23 protein-coding genes, 1 tRNA gene and 1 riboswitch are annotated in these 20,954 nt (G+C 60.2%); of the genes, 23 read left to right on the forward strand and 1 reads right to left on the reverse strand.

Features of this window, described 5'->3' with window-relative positions; translation table 11 throughout:
• The first annotated feature begins 6 nt into the window (after nucleotides 1-6).
• From CVS29_RS09975 to hisF, 15 genes are all read left to right on the forward strand, one after another.
• A tRNA-Gly gene (locus CVS29_RS09975) sits at nucleotides 7-82 on the forward strand.
• Between the two features lie 180 nt (nucleotides 83-262).
• Nucleotides 263-1,105, forward strand: coding sequence for a PD-(D/E)XK nuclease family protein (locus CVS29_RS09980; protein ID WP_110106156.1), 843 nt, complete (start codon nucleotides 263-265; stop codon nucleotides 1,103-1,105).
• A gap of 79 nt (nucleotides 1,106-1,184) precedes the next feature.
• Entirely contained in the window at nucleotides 1,185-1,766 is a 582-nt protein-coding gene (def, locus tag CVS29_RS09985; protein WP_110106157.1) for a peptide deformylase, read from the forward strand.
• Nucleotides 1,763-2,683, forward strand: a complete 921-nt coding sequence (locus CVS29_RS09990; protein WP_110106158.1) for a methionyl-tRNA formyltransferase — start codon at nucleotides 1,763-1,765, stop codon at nucleotides 2,681-2,683. Before def ends, CVS29_RS09990 begins: the two co-directional genes overlap by 4 nt.
• Entirely contained in the window at nucleotides 2,680-4,245 is a 1,566-nt protein-coding gene (locus CVS29_RS09995) for an RsmB/NOP family class I SAM-dependent RNA methyltransferase (protein WP_110106159.1), read from the forward strand. Before CVS29_RS09990 ends, CVS29_RS09995 begins: the two co-directional genes overlap by 4 nt.
• A gap of 90 nt (nucleotides 4,246-4,335) precedes the next feature.
• Nucleotides 4,336-5,013, forward strand: coding sequence for a ribulose-phosphate 3-epimerase (gene rpe / locus CVS29_RS10000; RefSeq protein WP_110106160.1), 678 nt, complete (start codon nucleotides 4,336-4,338; stop codon nucleotides 5,011-5,013).
• 116 nt (nucleotides 5,014-5,129) lie between these two features.
• Nucleotides 5,130-5,274, forward strand: a riboswitch (FMN riboswitch).
• Nucleotides 5,275-5,397: 123 nt separating this feature from the next.
• Nucleotides 5,398-6,138, forward strand: a complete 741-nt coding sequence (pnuC, locus tag CVS29_RS10005) for a nicotinamide riboside transporter PnuC (protein ID WP_110106161.1) — start codon at nucleotides 5,398-5,400, stop codon at nucleotides 6,136-6,138.
• Nucleotides 6,135-7,310, forward strand: a complete 1,176-nt coding sequence (gene ribD / locus CVS29_RS10010; protein WP_245932160.1) for a bifunctional diaminohydroxyphosphoribosylaminopyrimidine deaminase/5-amino-6-(5-phosphoribosylamino)uracil reductase RibD — start codon at nucleotides 6,135-6,137, stop codon at nucleotides 7,308-7,310. The genes pnuC and ribD overlap by 4 nt, the downstream gene beginning before the upstream one ends.
• 2 nt (nucleotides 7,311-7,312) lie before the next feature.
• Nucleotides 7,313-7,945 (forward strand): riboflavin synthase, encoded by a 633-nt coding sequence (locus tag CVS29_RS10015; RefSeq protein ID WP_110106162.1) that lies wholly within the window; start codon nucleotides 7,313-7,315, stop codon nucleotides 7,943-7,945.
• Nucleotides 7,942-8,580 (forward strand): 3,4-dihydroxy-2-butanone-4-phosphate synthase, encoded by a 639-nt coding sequence (gene ribB, locus CVS29_RS10020; protein WP_110106163.1) that lies wholly within the window; start codon nucleotides 7,942-7,944, stop codon nucleotides 8,578-8,580. The genes CVS29_RS10015 and ribB overlap by 4 nt, the downstream gene beginning before the upstream one ends.
• Nucleotides 8,573-9,316, forward strand: a complete 744-nt coding sequence (locus tag CVS29_RS10025; protein WP_245932161.1) for a GTP cyclohydrolase II — start codon at nucleotides 8,573-8,575, stop codon at nucleotides 9,314-9,316. Before ribB ends, CVS29_RS10025 begins: the two co-directional genes overlap by 8 nt.
• Entirely contained in the window at nucleotides 9,313-9,801 is a 489-nt protein-coding gene (gene ribH, locus CVS29_RS10030) for a 6,7-dimethyl-8-ribityllumazine synthase (RefSeq protein ID WP_110106165.1), read from the forward strand. Before CVS29_RS10025 ends, ribH begins: the two co-directional genes overlap by 4 nt.
• A gap of 213 nt (nucleotides 9,802-10,014) precedes the next feature.
• Nucleotides 10,015-10,278 (forward strand): phosphoribosyl-ATP diphosphatase, encoded by a 264-nt coding sequence (locus CVS29_RS10035; RefSeq protein WP_110106166.1) that lies wholly within the window; start codon nucleotides 10,015-10,017, stop codon nucleotides 10,276-10,278.
• Nucleotides 10,279-10,368: 90 nt separating this feature from the next.
• Nucleotides 10,369-11,214, forward strand: coding sequence for an ATP phosphoribosyltransferase (hisG, locus tag CVS29_RS10040; protein ID WP_110106167.1), 846 nt, complete (start codon nucleotides 10,369-10,371; stop codon nucleotides 11,212-11,214).
• 44 nt (nucleotides 11,215-11,258) lie between these two features.
• Nucleotides 11,259-12,029 carry an imidazole glycerol phosphate synthase subunit HisF gene (hisF, locus tag CVS29_RS10045; protein ID WP_110106168.1) on the forward strand — a complete coding sequence of 257 codons (771 nt, stop codon included), beginning with the start codon at nucleotides 11,259-11,261 and terminating at the stop codon, nucleotides 12,027-12,029.
• 159 nt (nucleotides 12,030-12,188) lie between these two features.
• Here the strand turns inward: hisF and CVS29_RS10050 are convergent, their stop codons facing one another.
• Nucleotides 12,189-12,833 carry a TIGR03085 family metal-binding protein gene (locus CVS29_RS10050; protein WP_110106250.1) on the reverse strand — a complete coding sequence of 215 codons (645 nt, stop codon included), beginning with the start codon at nucleotides 12,831-12,833 and terminating at the stop codon, nucleotides 12,189-12,191.
• Between the two features lie 113 nt (nucleotides 12,834-12,946).
• On the opposite strand from CVS29_RS10050, the gene hisI reads away from it, so the two are divergent.
• The 8 genes from hisI to lgt all read left to right on the forward strand — a co-directional run bounded on the left by hisI (nucleotide 12,947) and on the right by lgt (nucleotide 20,468).
• Nucleotides 12,947-13,360 carry a phosphoribosyl-AMP cyclohydrolase gene (gene hisI / locus CVS29_RS10055; protein WP_110106251.1) on the forward strand — a complete coding sequence of 138 codons (414 nt, stop codon included), beginning with the start codon at nucleotides 12,947-12,949 and terminating at the stop codon, nucleotides 13,358-13,360.
• Between the two features lie 192 nt (nucleotides 13,361-13,552).
• Nucleotides 13,553-15,157 carry an anthranilate synthase component I gene (locus CVS29_RS10060; protein WP_110106169.1) on the forward strand — a complete coding sequence of 535 codons (1,605 nt, stop codon included), beginning with the start codon at nucleotides 13,553-13,555 and terminating at the stop codon, nucleotides 15,155-15,157.
• Nucleotides 15,158-15,160: 3 nt separating this feature from the next.
• On the forward strand, nucleotides 15,161-15,802 hold the full coding sequence (locus tag CVS29_RS10065; protein ID WP_110106170.1) for a Trp biosynthesis-associated membrane protein: 642 nt from the start codon (nucleotides 15,161-15,163) through the stop codon (nucleotides 15,800-15,802).
• 98 nt (nucleotides 15,803-15,900) lie between these two features.
• On the forward strand, nucleotides 15,901-16,176 hold the full coding sequence (locus CVS29_RS10070; protein ID WP_110106171.1) for an HGxxPAAW family protein: 276 nt from the start codon (nucleotides 15,901-15,903) through the stop codon (nucleotides 16,174-16,176).
• Nucleotides 16,177-16,178: 2 nt separating this feature from the next.
• The gene (gene trpC, locus CVS29_RS10075) at nucleotides 16,179-17,009 is read left to right on the forward strand and encodes an indole-3-glycerol phosphate synthase TrpC (RefSeq protein WP_110106172.1); all 831 of its coding nucleotides are present in this window, start codon (nucleotides 16,179-16,181) and stop codon (nucleotides 17,007-17,009) included.
• Between the two features lie 129 nt (nucleotides 17,010-17,138).
• Nucleotides 17,139-18,557, forward strand: a complete 1,419-nt coding sequence (gene trpB / locus CVS29_RS10080) for a tryptophan synthase subunit beta (RefSeq protein ID WP_110106252.1) — start codon at nucleotides 17,139-17,141, stop codon at nucleotides 18,555-18,557.
• Complete coding sequence (trpA, locus tag CVS29_RS10085) at nucleotides 18,550-19,434, forward strand: tryptophan synthase subunit alpha (RefSeq protein ID WP_110106173.1); 885 nt, start codon at nucleotides 18,550-18,552, stop codon at nucleotides 19,432-19,434. The genes trpB and trpA overlap by 8 nt, the downstream gene beginning before the upstream one ends.
• On the forward strand, nucleotides 19,434-20,468 hold the full coding sequence (gene lgt / locus CVS29_RS10090; protein WP_179442529.1) for a prolipoprotein diacylglyceryl transferase: 1,035 nt from the start codon (nucleotides 19,434-19,436) through the stop codon (nucleotides 20,466-20,468). The genes trpA and lgt overlap by 1 nt, the downstream gene beginning before the upstream one ends.
• Nucleotides 20,469-20,954 lie beyond the last annotated feature (486 nt).

The following is a 20,954-nucleotide window of genomic DNA, read 5'->3' on the forward strand; positions in this document are numbered from 1 at the left end:
CCTATTGCGGTTGTAGCTCAGCTGGTAGAGCACCACCTTGCCAAGGTGGATGTCGCGAGTTCGAATCTCGTCAACCGCTCCAGAGCGAAAGTGCCGGACCCTGAGGGTTCGGCATTTTTTGTGCTCTCGGGAGTGCTAGAAACGCAGACTTGGGGTTAGCCCGGCGCTGCCCGCATGGGGCGCCCCGGCGGCGGAGCCCTGTTATCCACAAACTGCGGGACCTCCGCTGGGAAGTGTCAGTGTGTAATGGAATAGTAGAGGTATGACAGCACCAGCATTGGCCCACAGCACAGAGCTAGGGCGCATGTACGCCCGTTCCCTGCAGGATCCGCCTAAAGTCCCCTCCATCACCACCGTCATCGGGCAACAGTCCACTTCTCTTGACGGTTGGATTGGGTACATGGCGGCAACTGCCGTATCCAAACATCCTGACCTGGCTGCTGCCGTAGGAAATCCCGGACAGTTGCGCACTGTGGTGCGCGATAGCTCCAACGCCGCAGAACAGTTCAGGGATGCCGCAGCTGCTCGCGGAGATAGGGTCCACAACTACTGCGAACAAGTGGCCTTGCGCGCGCTTGACCGCCCGCACCAGCTGGCGGAAGCCCAAGAAGCCCTCGCCGAAAACGGCGAAGAAAACTTTGCGCTGCGCTTCGATCATTGGTGGAGCGAGTACAAGGTTGCGCCGCTGGCGCCGGAAGTCACTGTGTGGAATGAAACCCTAGGCTATGCGGGCACGCTGGATCTGGTGGCAACCATTGGTGGGCGGCTGTGCATCATCGACTACAAAACCAAGGGCACTGACCGTAACGGTCAGGTAAAGAGCCTGGACGCGAAGGTGGTCATGCAGCTTGTGGCCGGCATGAAAGCCGAAGAGTCAGTGATAGATCCAGCCGCCGGTAGCTGGGAGCCGTGGAGGTACGGCCAGGATCCCATTCTTCTCGGCGTGGCGATTGGCGAAACCGAAGTTCGTACGCTGCAGGCCAATCCACAGGTACTGAAGGCCCACTGGTTTAAGTTCGCCTCCTTGCGGCGTGTGTGGCAAACCTCATTGGACGCAGCCGAAGCGGGGAGCCCTTTGCTCGATATTTCGCCTCCTGCGCAGTAGGCGCCAACTAGACTTGTCACAACTTCAGTTCCACGGGTCAACTTCGGCCTGCATAAATACCAAAGTGAGGTGCCCACACATGGCCATCCTGAGCATTCGCATCATTGGCGATCCGGTCCTGAGAACGGTCGCCGAGGAAGTGAGCGTATTTGGCCCTGAGCTGGCCAAATTGATTTCCGACATGAATGAAACCATGGTGGACGTTCGCGGCGCCGGGCTGGCAGCACCGCAAGTGGGCGTCAACAAACGCATCTTCACATACTCTGTTGACGGTGTAGAAGGGCACATCATCAACCCGATCCTGGTGGCCAGCGATGACTTTGCCCCCGGCGATCCGGAAGGTTGCCTGTCCGTGCCCGGCCTAGGCTACACAGTTTCCCGTCACCGCTGGGTTCGGATCACCGGGGTGGACCTGCATGGCCACCCCATCGATATGGAAGCCACAGGTACCCTGGCTAAGTGTTTCCAGCACGAAACAGACCACCTCAACGGGAAACTCTATGTGGACCGGCTCGAAGGTGAGGACCGCAAGGACGCGCTGCGTGCCATTAGAACAGCTAACTATCACAACATCACGGCAGAAACAGTTGCCAAGCGCGCAAAAACTGTGGGTTCCGCTTTCGGTGCTTCTGCTGGTGTTGTTGCCGGGGCCGCCCAATGAGGGTGCTTTTCGCTGGAACTCCTGCCGTGGCGCTGCCTTCCCTGGAGGCCTTGCGCGCTGCCGGTCATGAGATCGTGGCTGTCCTGACACGCCCGGACGCCCCGCTGGGACGTAAAAGGGTGCTGACGCCATCTCCCGTTGCTGCCCGGGCCCAAGAGTTGGGGTTGCCCGTCATTAAGACGGACAAGATCGACTCCGACGCTGCCGCCGCCATCTTTGCCGCCGCACCCGAAGTGGCCGCCATTGTGGCTTACGGGGCACTTATTCCACCATCCGCACTGGGTATCCCGGCTCACGGATGGATCAACCTGCACTTTTCGCTGCTCCCTGCCTGGCGAGGTGCGGCGCCTGTGCAGCACGCTGTCATCAACGGAGATGAAATTACTGGCGCCTCCACGTTCCTCCTGGAAAAAGGACTTGACACCGGGCCGGTCTTTGGCACCATGACTGAGAGAATCCAAACCACTGACACCAGCGCCCTACTACTGGAGCGGCTCTCTCACAGCGGTGCAGTATTACTGGCACAGACCATTGATGGGATCGGTGCGGGGATGCTTTCCGGCATCCCTCAACAAGGCGAGATCACGCTCGCCCCCAAACTGTCCCTCGAGGACGGGCACGTGAATTGGGGCGCACCAGCTCTGGCTATCAACCGCCGCATCCGTGGGGTAACCACCGAGCCCGGTGCCTGGACCATGCTCTCCGGACAAAGGTTCAAGCTGGGAGCTGTGCTCCCGCGTCCGGACATCACAGCATTGGCTCCCGGGCACGTGATGGTGTCCGGGAAAGATGTTCTTGTCGGTACCGGATCGCACGCCGTGGAATTGGTGGACGTGCAGCCTTCGGGCAAAAAACTTATGAAGGCAACAGACTGGGCCCGCGGCCTGGCCAACAAGGAAGATGTGGTGTTTGAATGACCAGCGAGCAAAGCGGGCATTCCAGCGCGCAACGTGGCGGCCACGGCCGCGCTCAGGGTGGCGGTGTCCGACGTCGGGACGATGCCGGACGCGAACGTAACCGCAGCACCACCCGGAACAAGACCGAAACGGCACCGGGCCAGCGCACCCGGGTGGCGGACCCCGCACGGCTGGTGGCCTTTGAGGTACTCCGGGCTGTCTCCGCCGATGACGCGTACGCCAACCTGGTGTTGCCGGCACGCATCCGCAAACATGGGCTGGACCGCCGTGACGCAGGGTTCGCCACCGAGCTGACCTACGGGGCGTTACGCGCCCAGGGCACCTACGACGCCATTTTGGCTACGTGCGTGGACCGCCCGCTCAGTGAGCTGGATCCCGCCATCCTGGATGCCCTGCGCCTAGGCGTCCACCAGCTCCTGGCCATGCGTGTTCCCACCCACGCGGCCTTGGACCAGACCGTAGGCCTGGCGCGTGCCGTGATTGGTGCTGGCCCCTCAGGCCTTGTCAACGCCGTACTGCGCAAAGTTGCGGCAAAGGACTTATCCGAGTGGCTGATTGAACTTAGCGCCGGAATTACTGATGAGGTCAAGAAGGCCTCCATTGAGCACGCACATCCGGAATGGATTGTGCGCTCGATGCGCCAAGCGCTCGTTGCCCATGGCCGGGACGTGAGCGAAATTACCGCCCTGCTGGAGGCGGATAACGCTGCCCCCGTGGTGAACCTTGTGGCCCTGCCCGGGCTGGGCGACCTTGCTGAAGCCTTCGAGGCCAGCTTCACCCCCGGTGAGCTTGTGGCCGATTCTGCCCTCTCCTCGGGAGGGGACTTGGGCCGTCTGGAAAGTGTCCGTGAAGGCACTGTGCGGGTCCAGGACGCCGGCTCCCAGCTGGTGGCCCGTGCCTTGGCCGGAGTAGAGGTTACTTCCGGCAAGGACGGCAGCGAGGAGCGCTGGCTTGATCTGTGCGCCGGACCCGGCGGTAAGGCAGCACTCTTGGCGGCTCTGGCGGCTCAAAAGAATGCTTGGCTACTGGCCAATGAACCGGCACCTCACCGTGCCAAACTCGTAGAGCAGGCACTGGCCGCTATCCCGCACGATAGCTGGACCGTGCGTACCGGAGATGGCCGTGATATTGGCCGCGAACACCCCGGCGCATTCGATAGGGTCCTGGTGGACGCTCCGTGCACAGGCCTTGGTGCCTTGCGCCGCCGGCCCGAATCACGGTGGCGACGCAAACTTTCAGATGTGGCGGAATTGGGTCCGCTGCAGCGTGAACTCCTCGCTTCCGCCCTGGACGCGGTCAAGCCCGGTGGAGTAGTGGCTTATGTCACCTGCTCCCCGCATGTGGCAGAAACCATTGCCGTGGTGGAGGATGCCATGCGCAAGCGTACAGATGTTGAACTGGTGGACGCCGGAGCCGCCCTGGATACGGCAAGCCTCAGCGGCGCAGTTCATGCCGGCAACACCACCGCGGCTGTTCCCGGGCACCGGATGATGGCCCAGTTGTGGCCGCACATCCACCAGAGCGACGCCATGTTCATTGCGCTCATCCGCAAGAACGGCTAAGAACGCGCTGCCCCGCTACTCCACCCACTAGACATCCGCCCACTAGCGATAGAACCAGTAGCGATACAACCAGTAGATAGAGGTATCTTTGTGAGCCGCACCGGCATTAAATGCTGCATCAACCCCAGTATCCTGTCCGCCGACTTTGTGAATTTGCAGGCCGAGTTGGCCCGTATTTCCAATGCCGATGCGGTCCACGTCGATGTCATGGATAACCATTTTGTGCCCAATCTAACCATTGGGTTGCCCGTGGTTGAGCGGATTGCGCAGGTGAGCCCGGTGCCTTTGGACGCGCACTTGATGATTGCCGAGGTGGACCGTTGGGCGCCACTGTATGCGGATGCGGGGCTGGACTCGGTGACCTTCCATGTGGAAGCCTCCAACGCTCCCATCAAATTGGCTCGCGAGCTGCGGGCCAGGGGTGCGAAGGCGGGGATGGCGCTGCGCCCGGCAACCGCCGTCGAACCTTACTTGGATATGCTGCCTGAGCTGGACATGCTCTTGATCATGACGGTGGAGCCGGGTTTTGGCGGGCAGGCGTTCCTGGATATCACGCTGCCTAAGATTCGGCGCGCCCGGGCGGCCATAGAGGGTAGCGGTGTCAATGTGGCTCTTCAGGTTGATGGGGGGATCACGGAAGAGACCATCACCCGTGCTGCCGAGGCCGGTGCCAATATCTTCGTGGCCGGCTCGGCCGTCTACGGTAAGCCGTCACCGCAGGAAGCCATCGAGTCGCTGCGTGCCAAGGGCCAACTGGCTTTCGGCTAAGCCGCACGCTTGTGGCACGAGCCACGGCCGGGAGGAACTTCCCGTAGCAACTGCCAGATGTAATTGATGTCATACTATTAACAGGCACCCGTAACAGCGGGTGCTAAAAGAAATATCACGTGCTCCGGGGTCGGTGTAATTCCGAACCGGCGGTTATAGTCCGCGACCCGTGCGCAGCCAGTTGGAAACAACCGGGCGTGCACGGTTGATCTGGTGAAATTCCGGAACCGACAGTTAAAGTCTGGATGGGAGAAGCACGAACAGTTTTGGCCGTCAGGTCAAGGGTGTAGCGGCGGCTTTTTAGCCGTCCCATTCTTGTACCCTGCTCGGCTTAGCTGTACGTTACCCCCGGAGCCATCGCGGTCTCGAAAGGGTAAGGTAACAGTGGATTTTCTGCGATGGCTCTTTGATGCCAAACTCGAATTCGCCGGTGGCGGATTCCTGCTCTGGCGCGAAGTAATTGGAAACTTATTTGGGCTCGCCAGCGCCCTCGGCGGTATGCGCCGTAAAATCTGGGCCTGGCCGGTGGGCATCATCGGCAACCTCCTGCTCTTCACAGTCTTCATGGGCTCAGTCTTCGGCTCCACCGAGCATGTGAACCTCTTGGGTCAGGCCGGCCGGCAAATCATGTTCATCGCCGTCTCGATCTACGGCTGGCAGCGTTGGAACCAGACTCGTCACCAAAAGAACGACGACGGCGCTCATGTGGGTGACGCCGTCCAGCCTCGCTGGGCTGGAGCCCGCGTACGCTGGCTGCTGGTAGCCGCCATGGTGGGCGGAACAGCCATCCTCACCCCAATCTTTACGGCCATGGGTTCCTACGAGCCTGTCTGGGCGGACGCATGGATTTTCATGGGCTCACTTCTGGCAACCTATGGCATGGCCAAAGGCTGGGTTGAGTTCTGGCTGATCTGGGTAGCGGTGGACTTGGTAGGTGTGCCGTTGTTGTTCAGCGCCGGATACTACGCCTCCGCTTTCATGTATGTCTTCTATGGTGCATTTACTTTGGTTGGTTTCTTCGTATGGTGGAGGGTGCGTCGCACCACAGATGCCCTAGCCCGGCAGGTATCTGTTGACGCTACATTCCCTGACATTACTGTGAGCAACAGAAAGGCCAGACTATGATCTTCTCCGCCATGGACAACAGTTTCCGCACCCCTGCTCCCGAGCACTTTACCGCTGCCGAAATTTTAGGCATGGAGACGGCTCTCTCAGCAGCCCGGCAAGGGGTGCGCAGTTCAAACCCGCTTGTGGGAGCTGTCATCATTGACGCGGACGGCACCTTCCTTGCTATCGGTTACCACAAGGGTGCGGGAACACCCCACGCGGAAGCTGATGTCATCAACAGGCTCCTCGGCACAGGGGTTAAACGGGATCTGTCCGCGGCCACGCTCATTGTCACCCTTGAACCGTGCAGCCATGTGGGCCGTACCGGGCCCTGTACTCAGGCCATCATCGACGCCGGAATTGGCAACGTGGTCTACGCACTCCCGGACCCTCACATCCCGGCTGCTGGCGGGGCGCAAATCCTGCACAACGAAGGCATCAACGTCCGGATGGGGCTCATGGCCGCCGAGGCTGAAGATCTGAACCGGCGTTGGTTTGTTGCTGTGCGTGAAAACCGCCCTTTCATTACAGCGCGGCTGGCTCAGACGGTGGACGGCAGGATTGCCGCCGTGGACGGCACCAGCCAGTGGATCACCTCGCAGGAATCTCGCCAGGACTCCCATGAGCTACGGGCCCGTGTGGACGCCATTGTGGTGGGCACCGGAACCGTCATGGCCGATAACCCGCGGCTGACAGCGCGTGCGGCAGATGGCTCTGACGCCGAACATCAGCCACTGCGCGTGGTCATGGGGAAAAGGGAGATCCCCGCCGACGCCGCTGTGAAGGGTGTTTCGGGTACCCCAAGCAGCCCCGACCGTTTGGGGGACGAGGATTTCTTGGCCCTGCGCACTCACGATCCAGCCGCCGTGGTGCGTGAACTTCATGGGCGCGGGGTAGGACACCTCATGATTGAAGGTGGTGCCATGATCAACGCCGCATTCCTGGCCCAGGGGCTCGTGGATGAGCTGGTGGTTTATCTGGCTCCGACTCTTCTGGGATCTGGCATTCCCGCCCTCACCGATCTAGGCATCGGCACGCTGGAACAAGCCCAGCGCTGGGAATGGGATGCCACCACCACCGGACCCGTGGAAATACTGGGCCCGGACTTGAAATTGACGCTGATGCCCGCCAAGGCTCACGCCCGCGAACAACGCCCGGACGCTCACGGCGCCGGCGAGCAAGGAAGTTAGAGATGTTTACTGGAATTGTTGCAGGCCGCGGCACCGTCCTGGCCTTGAATCAAACACCCGAATCCGGCAGCGCCGTCCTGGTGCTAGAAGCCGGGCCGCTGCTTGAGGGCCTGGAATTGGGCGGCTCCCTGGCCATCAATGGTGTTTGCCTCAGCGCCACACGCCTCGAGGGGGACACCATTGAGGTGGACGTCATGGGCGAAACCCTCACCCGCACCACCATCGGCAGCTTGCGTCACGGCGATCACGTGAACCTGGAACGGTGTGTGCCCGCAGGAGGACGGCTTGACGGTCACGTTGTCCAGGGCCATGTGGATGGCACCGGAACGTTGCTGGAGCGGGAGAACTTGGGCAGCTGGGAGCGGCTGCGCTTCCAGGTTCCCCGAGAACTTTCCCGCTATATTGCCGAGAAAGGCTCCATCGCCATTGATGGGGTGTCCCTAACAGTGACGGCCGTAAGCCCGGCTCAAAACGCCCAGCAGTGGTTTGAAGTAGGGCTGATTCCCATCACACTTTCAGCCACAGGTCTGGGAGAGAAAGCTCAAGGCGGCGCGGTGAATTTGGAAGTGGATGTGCTGGCCAAATACACTGCACGGCTTCTGGAGTTCAGCACCTTGAAGGGGGATGTGGCATGAGGAACGTTCTAGATCCTGTTCCCCTGGCCATTGCCGCCATAGCGCGCGGGGAAGCGGTGTTGGTGGTTGATGATGAGAACCGCGAAAACGAAGGCGACATCATCTTCGCCGCCCAGCACAGCACCCCCGCGCTCATGGGCTGGACCATCCGCCACAGCTCAGGTGTGATCTGCGTTCCCCTGGATGAGGCCCATGGAGATCGCCTCGCGCTGCCGCCCATGGTGGCGGTTAACCAGGATGCCAAAGGTACCGCCTATACGGTTTCCTGCGATGCGGCCCACGGCGTCACCACGGGTATCAGCGCCACGGACAGGTCCCTGACAGCAACGGTGCTTGCCAACCCGGACTCCACGCCCGGCACCGTGACTCGGCCAGGGCATATATTCCCACTACGAGCTGTGGCTGGGGGAGTGCGGGCACGTGCAGGGCATACTGAAGCTGGTGTTGACTTGTGCAAACTTGCCGGATGCGAAGCGGTAGCCGTGATTGCCGAGGTGGTGGATGATGCCGGAGAGATGCTGCGCTTGCACGGGCTGCGGGAATTTGCTGACCGCCATTCCCTGGTGCTGATCTCCATCGAGGACTTAGCCGCCCACTTGGCGGCGATGGATGATGCGGAGTCCCACCATGTCTGAGCAAGAGAGCGCCAACGGCACTGTTGTTGTAGGCGGTCCGGTGGTATCTCTACCCACCCAATTTGGTGTCTTCGCAGTTCAAGCCTGGGTGGACTCCGCAACGGGTGCCGAACACCTGAGCCTGAGTGCCCCCGGTGAGTCTGGGCAGGGTGAGTCTGGTCAGGGAAGTTCGGCAGGCGCCGTCGTGCCTTTGGTGCGGCTGCATTCGGAGTGTCTGACGGGAGATGTGTTTGGCTCCTACCGCTGCGATTGCGGGGAACAGCTGGACCATGCCTTGGAACAAATCCATCAGCAGGGCGGCACGTTGGTGTATTTGCGTGGACATGAGGGGCGCGGGATTGGACTCGCCAATAAAATCCGTGCCTACAGTCTCCAGGAATCCGGCGCGGACACAGTGGAGGCCAATGAACAGTTGGGACTGCCCGTTGACGCGCGGGACTACTCGGCCGCGGCTGGGATACTCAGCGCCCTGGGGCACACTCGTATTGCTCTGCTGAGTAACAATCCGCTCAAGGAAGCTGATCTGGCCCGTCATGGCATTGACGTGGTGGCAATGGTCCCGGCACACATCCCGGCCCGCACGGAAAACCTCCGCTATCTGGTAACCAAGCGGGACCGGATGCACCATGCCCTTGCCCTGGACGAAGCACAACCTGCACCACCGGCACCGGACACTGGTGCCAGCACCACACTCCCTAGAACTTTGGATATCACTACGGAAGGACACACAGCATGAGCGGTCACGGAGCACCCGTCATTGGATTCGACGGGGCAGAGAAAGCCCAGGCAGCAGGATTGCGGCTGGCCATAGTCGCCGCCAGCTGGCACACCGAAATCATGGACGGGCTGCTAGCAGGTGCGCTGCGTGGTGCTGTTGACGCGGGAATTGCCGAACCTTTAGTAGTGCGGGTTCCGGGCAGCTTTGAATTGCCGGTGGCAGTGGCTCGTTTGGCGTCCTCCTATGATGCAGTTGTTGCCTTGGGTGTTGTGATCCGCGGCGGCACCCCGCACTTTGACTACGTCTGCCAGGCAGCCACCCTGGGCTTGACTGATGTCAGTGTCCGCACAGGAGTCCCTGTGGGCTTTGGGGTCCTAACTTGCGATACCGAAGAGCAAGGCCTAGCCCGCGCCGGGTTGCCGGGATCCGTGGAGGACAAAGGGCACGAGGCCGTCACGGCTGCACTTGCCACGGCACTGACGCTGGCAGCGCTGAACGTCTAGCTGAAAACTGCCGGGCGCTTCGAAGCTGCGCTCGGTTATCTGGGTAACGGTGTGCCAGTCTTGGAGTGGCACACCGTTCTGTGCAAACGGCGAGCCGCTTCGGTGCGGTGGACGCCGCCACCCTCCCACTGTCCGTATCTTGACTGTCCGTATGTTGGACGCGCGGAGTCTGCAAATCCGCGAAAACGAGCCAAACCCAGTAAGGTGGACTGCGTGAAGACCTTCGAATCCCTTTTTGATGAGCTCAGTGCTAAAGCCGCAGCCCGGCCCGCTGGCTCCCGTACCGTCGCCGAACTTGATTCCGGCGTACACGGTATCGGCAAGAAAGTGGTTGAGGAAGCCGCCGAGGTGTGGATGGCTGCCGAGTATGAATCGGAAGAAGCCTGCGCCGAGGAGATTTCCCAGCTGTTCTACCACCTGCAGGTCATGATGATCGCAAAAGGGTTGACCATTCAGGATGTTTACAAGCATCTCTAGCCACCTGCCGTGGCTGCTTGAAAATTTCTGAAATGGCGTCCCACAGGGAGCCGAAACTTTTTGCCTGTTCCTACCTGAAAGACTTTTATCATGCTGCGTGTTGCCGTCCCGAACAAGGGTGCCCTGTCCGAAGCTGCTTCTGCAATGTTGGCGGAGGCCGGCTACCGCCAGCGCCGCGACTCCCGCGAACTAGTCATGGTTGACCCTGAAAACAACGTTGAATTTTTCTTCCTGCGCCCCCGCGATATTGCCGTCTATGTAGGTGCGGGTACCTTGGATGTTGGCATCACCGGACGCGATTTGCTCATGGACGCCCAGGTTGACGCCGAAGAACTGCTGCCCTTGGGGTTCGCCATTTCCACCTTCCGCTTTGCCGGACCCGTGGGTGACTTCAGCAGTGCAGCCGAACTTGAAGGCAAACGCCTGGCCACCAGTTACGACGGCCTGCTGCGCGAATACCTGGCCGAGCTGGGAATCAACGCCCAGGTGGTCCGCCTTGACGGCGCTGTGGAATCCTCGGTCCGTCTCGGTGTTGCTGACGCCATTGCTGACGTGGTGGAGACCGGCAGCACACTCAAGGCCGCCGGCATGGAAATCTTTGGCGAACCCATCCTGAATTCCGAAGCGCTACTTATTGGCCGCCGCGGTGTAACCCCGCCCCCCGGTCTCGAAGTGCTCATCCGCCGCCTCCACAGCGTTTTGGTGGCACGCCAGTATGTCCTGCTGGACTACGACGTACCCAAGACACTCATGGATCAGGCCACCGCCCTGACACCGGGACTGGAATCTCCCACGGTGTCCCCGCTGCGTGATACCGACTGGGTTGCCGTGCGCTCCATGGTCAAGGCTAAGGACACCAACCGGATCATGGATGAGCTCTACGACCTGGGCGCCCGCGCCATCCTGGTCAGCAACATCCACGCCTGCCGCATCTAAGCTGCCAGAGCCCTCCATAACTTAATGCAAAGAAGGTACATGCCATGAGTGTTGCCATTCGAGTCATCCCCTGCCTGGACGTGGACGCCGGCCGCGTGGTCAAGGGAGTGAAGTTCCAAAACCTGCGCGACGCCGGTGATCCCGTTGAGCTCGCACAGCGTTACGATCGCGCCGGTGCCGACGAGTTGACGTTCCTTGATGTCACCGCATCCTCGGGCAACCGGGAGACCACCTTTGAAGTGGTATCCCGTGCCGCCGAGCAAATCTTCATCCCGCTGACCGTAGGCGGGGGAGTCCGTGAGGTCTCCGATGTGGACAAGCTGCTGCGCTATGGCGCGGACAAGGCCTCCATTAACACTGCGGCAATTGCCCGCCCAGCCGTCATTGACGAGATCACCCAGCGGTTTGGTTCTCAGGTCTTGGTGCTCAGTGTTGACGCACGCCGCACCCAGGGTGGGATCACGCCTTCGGGCTTTGAAGTGACAACGCACGGCGGGCGCAAGGGCACCGGTATGGATGCAATTGAGTGGGCTAAGGAAGCCGCAGATCGGGGTGTGGGGGAAATCCTGCTGAACTCGATCGATGCTGATGGCACCAAGGAGGGGTTCGATCTGGAACTCATCCGCCTGGTCCGAGCAGCAGTGAATATTCCCATCATCGCCTCCGGCGGAGCTGGCAAACCGGAGCATTTTCCGCCAGCCGTGGCTGCCGGAGCCAATGCTGTGTTGGCCGCATCCATCTTCCACTTTGGCCCAGATAGTGCCATTGCTGACGTCAAGCAAGCCATCCGAGACGCAGGATACGAAGTCCGCTAAAAACACCTGATGCTCTCACACCCAACGCTCTTACGCTGCCGGGTGTGAGAGCTTTTTGTGTAGGGGACGCCAGTGCTAGGGACTATTACTGGCCGATAGCCAGAACAAGGCTCAAGCGGGAAAATGGAACTGCGCGAAGGCGGGATTGCGCGAGGGGGATTAGAAGCCTAATTCGGCGGTGCGCAGCAGGGCCACGGCGTCAGGCTGGCCTTCGAAACTGACCAGGGCCTCCCCGGTGCGTCCATTGGCGTGCATGAGGAGTTCACCTGGGGTGCCGATGATGGCCACAGAGACGGGTGCCCGCTTGGCAACGTGGCGAGGTCCGGCCGGGTTAACCAAAACAATGCCCAAATCCACCCCGCGGTACAAGATCGCGGCACGCTTGACTAACTCTGTCCACAAAGCCCCGGAATAGGCGGCGTCCAAGGTGCGTGGCGCCCACCGGTCGGAGGCCCGCCGGACATCCTCGGTATGGATGAAAAACTCGGTGAGGTTGGCGGTATGGTCCACGGACTTCAGCGCAAACAGGGACAACTTCGGTGGCCCGGCCCGGAACTTCTCCACGAGTTCGGCAAAGGCCGCGGGTGTGCTGGAGGCGAGGGCCAGTTCCGCAATGGCCTTCTCCGTGGCCTTTCGCCAAGGTTTAAGTACCATACCCAAACCTGCACGCGGATTATGCTCGCGCAGGTAAAGGTGAGCGGCCAGGTCCTGGGTCTGCCATCCTTCACAGAGCGTGGGTGCTCCCGGCCCGGCGGCCAGCAGGGTCTCGGCGAGTACTTCACGGGATGGTTCTACAAATTGCATCACTTGTGAAATTAGCATGTATTGGCTCCCGATGGCATGCTGAATCGCCGCAAGCTGGCTGCCGGGTTTCAGATTGCCGGTTCGGGGGGTGTGTGGCACTAGAATTGTCCATGATGCCGCAAAGTCCAGATCCCCAGTCCACGTCCGCCGCGCCTCTGTCAGAACAGGGCATTGAATTGGCTTCAGAAGTCGCTGCCAGGCTCAAACATGATGACGCGGGCCTGGTTGCCGCCATCATCCAGCAGTTCGACAGCAAAGAAGTGCTGATGCTGGGGTGGATGGACAATGAGGCGTTGCGCCGCACACTGTCTTCAGGCCGGGTAACTTTTTACTCCCGCTCACGTCAGGAATATTGGCGCAAGGGTGATACTTCCGGCCACTTCCAGTACGTGAAGTCCGCAGCCTTGGACTGCGATGGTGACGCGCTGCTGATCACCGTGGACCAGGTGGGAGCGGCCTGCCACACCGGCAGCCACACCTGCTTTGAGGGCCGTGCGCTGGAAGCTGTGACCGGCCAACGCACGTAGCTAACGCCCTCCCGCACTCCCCAAGCAGCCCTTAGCCAGTGCTGTGAGCGAGTGCATCATCGGCAAGGGCCCGCGCGTGCGGTGTGGTGGCGCCGCAGGTCCTCCGCATTGGCAGTCTTCACATTGCCGGTCTTCACGCAGTACAGGAATTTGCTTCACCCGTCCGCTTGAGTCAAGAAAGCTAAACATCCCATGCAAGATCTAGGTGTTATCAGTCCCTCCCTGACGGAGTTCCGTGAGTTGGCCCGCTCCCGCAGGGTCATCCCCGTGCATTTGAAGGTGCTGGCCGACGCGCAAACGCCCATTGGCCTTTACCGGGCCTTGGCGGCGGAGGCCCCCGGCACGTTCTTGATGGAATCGGCTGCCGTGGGTGGGGTCTGGTCCCGCTACTCTTTCATCGGCGTGCGTTCCAGCGCCACCTTGACCACGCACGACGGCGAGGCGCTCTGGCAGGGGGCCCCTCCAGTAGGCGTGCCCTTGAGCGGGAATCCTGTGGACGCCATGGAAGCCACCCTCAAACTTTTGGCCACGGAACGGTTTCAGGGGCTGCCTCCCTTCACCTCTGGCCTGGTGGGCTTTGTGGGCTGGGAATCAGTGCGGCACTGGGAAAAGCTCCCCACGCCGCCGCCGGATGATCTGAAACTGCCCGAACTCTCACTGAACCTGGTTGCCGATATGGCCGTCCATGACAATAACGAGGGCACTGTCTTGTTGATCGCCAACGCCATCAACGTCAACGGTACCAATGAGAATGTGGACGGCGCCTGGCATGATGCGGTGGCGCGGGTCCACGCCATGGTGAACCAGTTGCGTCAGCCAGTGGTTCAGCCCATGTCTGTTCTGCAGGTTCCGGCAGCCACTTTTGCCCAGAGTGTTCAGGAGCGCTGGGACCGCAATGACTACCTGAAAGCCTTGGACATCGCTAAAGAAGCCATTGTGGACGGCGAAGTGTTCCAGGTAGTTGTGTCCCGGCGCTTTGAAATGGTGTGCCAGAGCACGGCACTGGATGTGTACCGGGTATTGCGCAATACCAACCCCAGCCCCTACATGTACCTCTACAGCTTTGTAGATGCGGAGGGTCAGCCCTATTCCATTGTTGGCTCGTCCCCGGAAGCTTTGGTGAGTGTGCTGGGCAATGAAGTCATCACGCACCCCATCGCAGGTTCCCGCCCGCGCGGAACCTCCACGGAAGATGACAAGTGGTTGGCCAAGGATCTGTTGGCGGATGAAAAGGAACGCTCCGAGCACCTCATGCTGGTAGACCTTTCACGCAACGATCTTTCCAAGGTTTGTGTCCCGGGCACCGTGGATGTCACCCAGTTCATGGAAGTTGAGCGTTTCAGCCACATCATGCATCTGGTCTCCACTGTGGTGGGCACGCTGAGTCCCGACAAGAACGCTTATGACGTCCTGGCGGCAACCTTTCCTGCCGGAACCCTCTCAGGAGCACCGAAACCACGGGCTCTGAGCCTGCTGGATGAGTTGGAACCCCACCGTCGCGGTATCTACGGTGGCGTGGTTGGCTATATGGACTTTGCCGGGGACATGGACATGGCCATTGCCATCCGCTCGGCACTTCTGCGTGGGGGCAAGGCTTATGTCCAGGCAGGCGGTGGCATTGTGGCGGACTCAGTTAACGAAACCGAGGCCCTGGAAACTGTCAATAAGGCCGCAGCCCCGCTCCGGGCAGTCTATGCCGCAGCATCGCTGCGCACCCTGGGTGAAACCCTTGAAGAAAATATGGCTGAAAGCCTGAGCGATGCCAGCTCCGGCACAGCGGACGGATCAGGTGCGTAAGTAATGAGCCAAGATCAGAACAACCCCGAGCTTCCCCTTCCGGGCGCCGGTCACACCACCGCCACGCGCACGCCCTTCTTCAAACGCAAATCAAGCTTGGTGCTGTTGATGGTGGTGGCGTCATTGGCTATCTTCGGCACCACTACCCAAACCTGGATCCATGTGAACATAGCACCTGGTGAGGTGGTTCAGAGCGATCTGAACATCCCCGGCAATAAGGCTGCAGTAGCGGTTTCTGCCTTGGCGCTGGTGGCACTGGCAGGCGCCCTGGCTATCACCATTGCCGGACGGGTTGCCCGTTTCATCACGGCAGCGGTGGTCTTCTTGGGAGCTATTGGTGTTGTGGGCCTGGCACTGGGCATCCTAGCCGATCCCGTGGCTGCAGCCGCAGCTGAAGTTGGAGTTGCAACAGGTATTGAAGGCCAGGGCTCACAGGCCACGGCAACAATTTTTCCGGCTCTAGCTGCCGCCGCCGCTCTTGTGTTAGCTATAGGGGCACTGTTGGTGCTGTGGTTCGGGCGTTCCTGGACTGTGCGTACCAAATATGACGCTGCGAAGGACACTGGTGCAGGCGTCTCGGAGGCTCCGGTGGATGAGATTGATAGCTGGGACAGGCTTAGTCGCGGGGAAGACCCCACCGCCTAGCCACGGCACGAGTCCGCAGGGTGTCCAGCTTTGGGCTTCCGCGGCCAAGTAATGGCAGAATGTAATATTAGTATCCGCGTTAAATAGGGAGATTTACCATGAGCAACAAGTCGGCTGCATCAGTAACCGTGCAAGAGCCCATTGACCACAGCATTGAGCTGGGCCACGGAAACAGCCCGGCAGCTTGGACCAGTGTCGCTGTCATGCTGGTTGGTTCGTTGATTGGCTGCATCGCGTTCGTCATCGGCGAAAGTGCCACCATAATGTTCTGGATCGGCGTGGGCGTCATTGCCGTGGGCGTCATCCTGGGCCCAGTCCTGAAGGCTGCTGGCTACGGCGTTGGCGGAAGCAAGCTGAAGAACAACGGCCACTAGCAGTGAGCGTTCTGCTGGACATCATTGACGGTGTCCGGGAAGACCTCCATGCCCGCCAGCAACTTCTCAGCCTGGAAGAGTTGCAGGAGCGGGTCAAGACGGTAGCCCCGGCGCTAGATGCTTGGGCGGCTCTGGGTGGTGACCATGCTGCGCGTGATGACCTCAAGGTCATTGCAGAAGTTAAGCGCCGCAGCCCGTCCAAGGGTCAGCTGGCGGGTATTGCAGACCCGGCGGCCTTGGCTACTTTGTACCAAGAAGGCGGCGCCAGCATCATCAGCGTGTTGACTGAGGAACGCCGCTTCAGCGGTTCCTTGGCCGATCTGGACGCCGTACGTGCAGCAGTGAGCATCCCTGTTCTACGCAAGGATTTCACCTGCGATCCGTACATGATCTGGGAAGCCCGGGCCCATGGAGCGGACCTTGTTCTGCTCATCGTGGCTGCCTTGAGTGATGAGGAACTGCGCAGCTACCTGGCTCTGACCCACGAATTGGGTATGAACGCTGTGGTGGAGACGCATACGGCCGAGGAAATTGCGCGGGCTGTTGCCGTTGATGCAAAAATTATTGGCATCAACGTACGCAACCTGAAAACCCTCGACGTGGACAGGGGAGTCTTTGCGGCCTTGGCTGGTGGCATTCCTTCCGGCAACATCGAGAACGGACCCATCGTGGTGGCCGAGTCGGGCGTACGTGACGTGGCCGACGTCGAGCATTACACGGCGCACGGGGCCCACGCCATTCTTGTGGGTGAGGCACTTGTCAAAGATGCCACCCCCAGGGAGCGGATCACCGAATTCAAGGCAACTGGGGCGCAAGCCATTAGCACCCGCTAGCAGCCGGGCCCGTCCGCACAGGGAGGGCCCGGTTGCTAGCCTGTCTGGGGGCCTTCGCATCTGCCGCAGGGGCCACCAGCACCTTCGACTATCAGTGCACAATTATTTAGGAACAGGACGGTGGAACTGATGGCTCAACTGCCAGCAGCTTCGTCACAGGATCCCGCAGACATGGTGGATCCGGCAACAGCATTCTTACAGGGCGCCGATGCTCAGCATGTAGCCCCCGAGCATTCGCTGCGGCACGCGCCCGGGCCCTACTTCGGCAGCTACGGCGGCCGTTGGATGCCGGAATCGCTCATCGCCGCCCTGGATGAAATTGAAACGACGTTCGAAAAAGCTAAAATTGATCCGGAGTTTCTGGCCGAGATTGCGGATCTGAACAAGAACTATTCCGGCCGGCCGTCCTTGCTCACCGAGGCCAAGCGATTCAGCGAGCATGCTGGTGGGGCCCGTATCTTCCTCAAACGCGAAGACCTCAACCACACCGGTTCACACAAAATCAACAACGTTTTGGGTCAGGCTTTGCTGGCTAAGCGTATGGGCAAGACGCGCATCATTGCCGAGACCGGTGCCGGCCAGCACGGTGTTGCCAGCGCAACCGCCGCTGCCCTGTTGGGTCTTGACTGCGTTGTCTACATGGGTGCCGAAGATTGCCGCCGTCAGGCGCTGAATGTGGCCCGGATGCAGTTACTGGGGGCCACAGTGGTGCCGGTAACTAACGGTTCCCAGACCCTCAAAGATGCCATCAATGATGCCTTGCGTGACTGGGTAGCGAACGTTGAAAACACCCACTACGTGCTGGGCACCGTTTCCGGCGCACATCCTTTCCCGGCCATGGTCCGTTTCTTCCATGAAGTGATTGGTGAAGAGGCCCGTGGCCAGATCATTGATCAGATTGGCCGCCTGCCCGACGCCGTATGCGCTTGCATTGGTGGTGGCTCCAACGCCATTGGCTTGTTCCATGGGTTCTTGGATGACTCCGCTGTAAAGATGTACGGCTTTGAAGCTGCTGGCGACGGCGTTGAGACGGGCCGCCACGCAGCCACCATCACGCTGGGCCGTCCTGGTGTGCTTCACGGCGCCCGCTCCTACCTCATGCAGGATGAAGACGGCCAGACCATCGAATCGCACTCCATTTCTGCCGGTCTGGACTACCCGGGTGTTGGTCCTGAGCACGCCTACTTGGCGGATCTAGGCCGGGTTGGCTATGAAGGCATTACCGATGCTGAGGCCATGGACGCCTTCAAGTTGCTGTGCCGCACTGAAGGCATCATCCCAGCGATCGAGTCCGCACACGCATTGGCAGGTGCTTTGAAAGTTGGTCAGCGCCTCACTGCCGATGCCCAGAAAGCCGAGGACGTTGTCATCATCGTGAACCTTTCCGGGCGCGGCGACAAGGACGTGGAGACGGCTGCTGAATGGTTCGGTCTCCTCGATGAGAACGGCAATGTCAAGGGCACTATGCTCTCTACTCGCACCGCCAAGGGTGCGGCGCCGGGAGCCGGCGTCATGGATAGCAACGCAGAGGATGCCAGCAATGAGTGAAATCATCAGCAACAGTAACGCAACCCCTGCCATTTTCAGTAAGTCCGGGGCGGCCATCGACAAAGCCAAGGCGGCCGGAAGAAAGGCCTTGATCGCTTACCTGCCCGCCGGGTTCCCGGACAAGCAGGGATCCATTGATGCAGCCATCGCGGTGGCCCGCAATGGTGCCGACATCATTGAAATTGGAATCCCTTATTCTGATCCCGTCATGGATGGCCCGGTCATTCAGGCTGCCACCACGCAGGCGCTGGAAAATGGCTTCCACGTATCAGATGTGTTTGATATTGTGGCGGCTGTCACGGCGCAAACCGATGCGGCAGTGCTGGTCATGACCTACTGGAACCCCGTGATGCGGCTCGGTGTGGACGAGTTTGCCCGCCGTCTGGCTGAGGCCGGTGGCGCTGGCCTGATCACACCAGATTTGATCCCGGATGAAGCCGGCGAATGGTTGGCTGCCTCCGATAAATACGGTTTGGACCGGGTGTTCCTGGTAGCTCCCTCTTCCACTGCCGAACGCGTAGCCATGACTGTTGAGGCCACCCGCGGTTTTGTCTATGCCGTCTCCATCATGGGTGTCACCGGTGCCAGGACTACTGTCTCAAGCGCAGCTGAGGCCGTAGTGGCGGCAGCTCACAATGCAGGTGCCGAGCGTGCCTGCGTAGGGCTGGGTGTTTCGCGGCCAGAGCATGTGCGTGAAATTGCTGGCTACGCGGATGGGGTGATTGTGGGTACGGCCTTGGTTGTTGCTCTGCGTGATGGCGGTGTTGCTGCTGTGGGCGCCTTGGCAAAGGAGCTCAGCTCCGCTTTTGATGCTCCGCTTGATACACCTTCTAAGACCCCCTCCACACCCGAAGCCACCACAGGAGTACCTCAGTGATTGCTTCCCTCGCCCCACTTGCCTTGACCGGCAACGTGGTTGCGGCCATTCCGGCACCAGCTTGGTCTGGTTTTGATATTGGACCATTGCGTGTTCACGCGTACGCCCTATGCATTCTGCTGGGCATTGTTGCAGCCATTTGGCTGACAGACCGCCGCTGGCGCAAACGCGGCGGACCCGAAGGATCCATCTGGGATATAGCCATCTGGGCTATTCCCTTTGGCATCATTGGTGGCCGGCTCTATCATGTGTTTTCCTCACCGGATGCGTACTTCGGGCCGGGCTTTGACGGCACGGGCAACCTGGCGCTCATCCCGCAGATTTGGCTCGGCGGGCTCGGCATTTGGGGTGCCGTAGTTCTCGGTGTGGTGGGTGCCTGGATTGGCTGCCGCCGCGCCAATGTAAAGATTTCGGCATTCATTGACGCCGCCGCTCCCGGCATTCTGCTGGCCCAGGCCATTGGCCGTTGGGGGAATTACTTCAATCAAGAACTCTTTGGTGGGCCAACCACGCTGCCGTGGGGACTGAGTGTTTCACCGGAATTTGTGCCGGTAGGCTTCAGCCCTGACACTCTGTTCCACCCCACTTTCCTCTACGAATGCCTCTGGAACCTAGCAGGTGTTGCTACCCTGTTGCTCTTGGACCGCAAGCTCAAGTTGCGCAATGGCCGGCTCTTTCTTCTCTATGCCATGATCTACACCGCTGGCCGGGTCTGGATTGAGATGCTGCGTATTGACACCGCCGAGCAGATCACCATCTTGGGGATGACAGCACGGCTGAACGTGTGGACCAGCATTCTGGTGTTTATTCTGGCCTTGGTGTTGTTCCTGGTGATTGGGCGGTACCGGCGAGGCAAGTCCAGTGATTCCGTCTACCTCCCCGGCCACGGACCCGCTGAGGAGGACGCCCTAGTGGGAACGTCCGGCTCTGATGCGCCCACAGCTAACGCTGCCACTGACGCCCCTGGCGTTGGCCCTAGCGCTCCCACTGATGCCGGCACTCCTGCGGAGGCTAAGAAAGCAAGCGAAAACTAAGAACATCCCATTCCCTGCACAGGTGGGGAGATAAAGGCGGTTCCGGAATACCGGAGCCGCCTTTTTCGTGCACCCCAACCAATGAGTGGCCCCAAAGCGTGAAGATCCGGGTATCCCAGTGGCTTCTTCTGGCATCCGCTCTCTGAGCCCGTGATCTGCCGCTGCCACCCACCAACCGGCCGACCCACCAACCCACTAACCCGCCAGCCCACTGCGCACCAGAGGCCTCTGGGTGCAGTGAGTCGATGCCACTAAGCAGTACACACCCGCAGAAATATTACTGATCGTGCTGAATGTCTTGTTATTTGAGAATTGCATATTCTCACCTTCTGCACGGCTATATAGTGAAAGCCGCTGCATGGAACGCCTGAACAATGGATCTGCCTTCCTCAGTGCAAATGCACTAAGGAATCACGAATTCATGCGTAAACAGATCGGTGCTTAGCGCTCCGGTACCCCTCGGGGGTGTATCGCCGGGGCTTAAGC

Source organism: Arthrobacter psychrochitiniphilus, assembly GCF_003185915.1.
Lineage (GTDB): Bacteria > Actinomycetota > Actinomycetes > Actinomycetales > Micrococcaceae > Specibacter > Specibacter psychrochitiniphilus.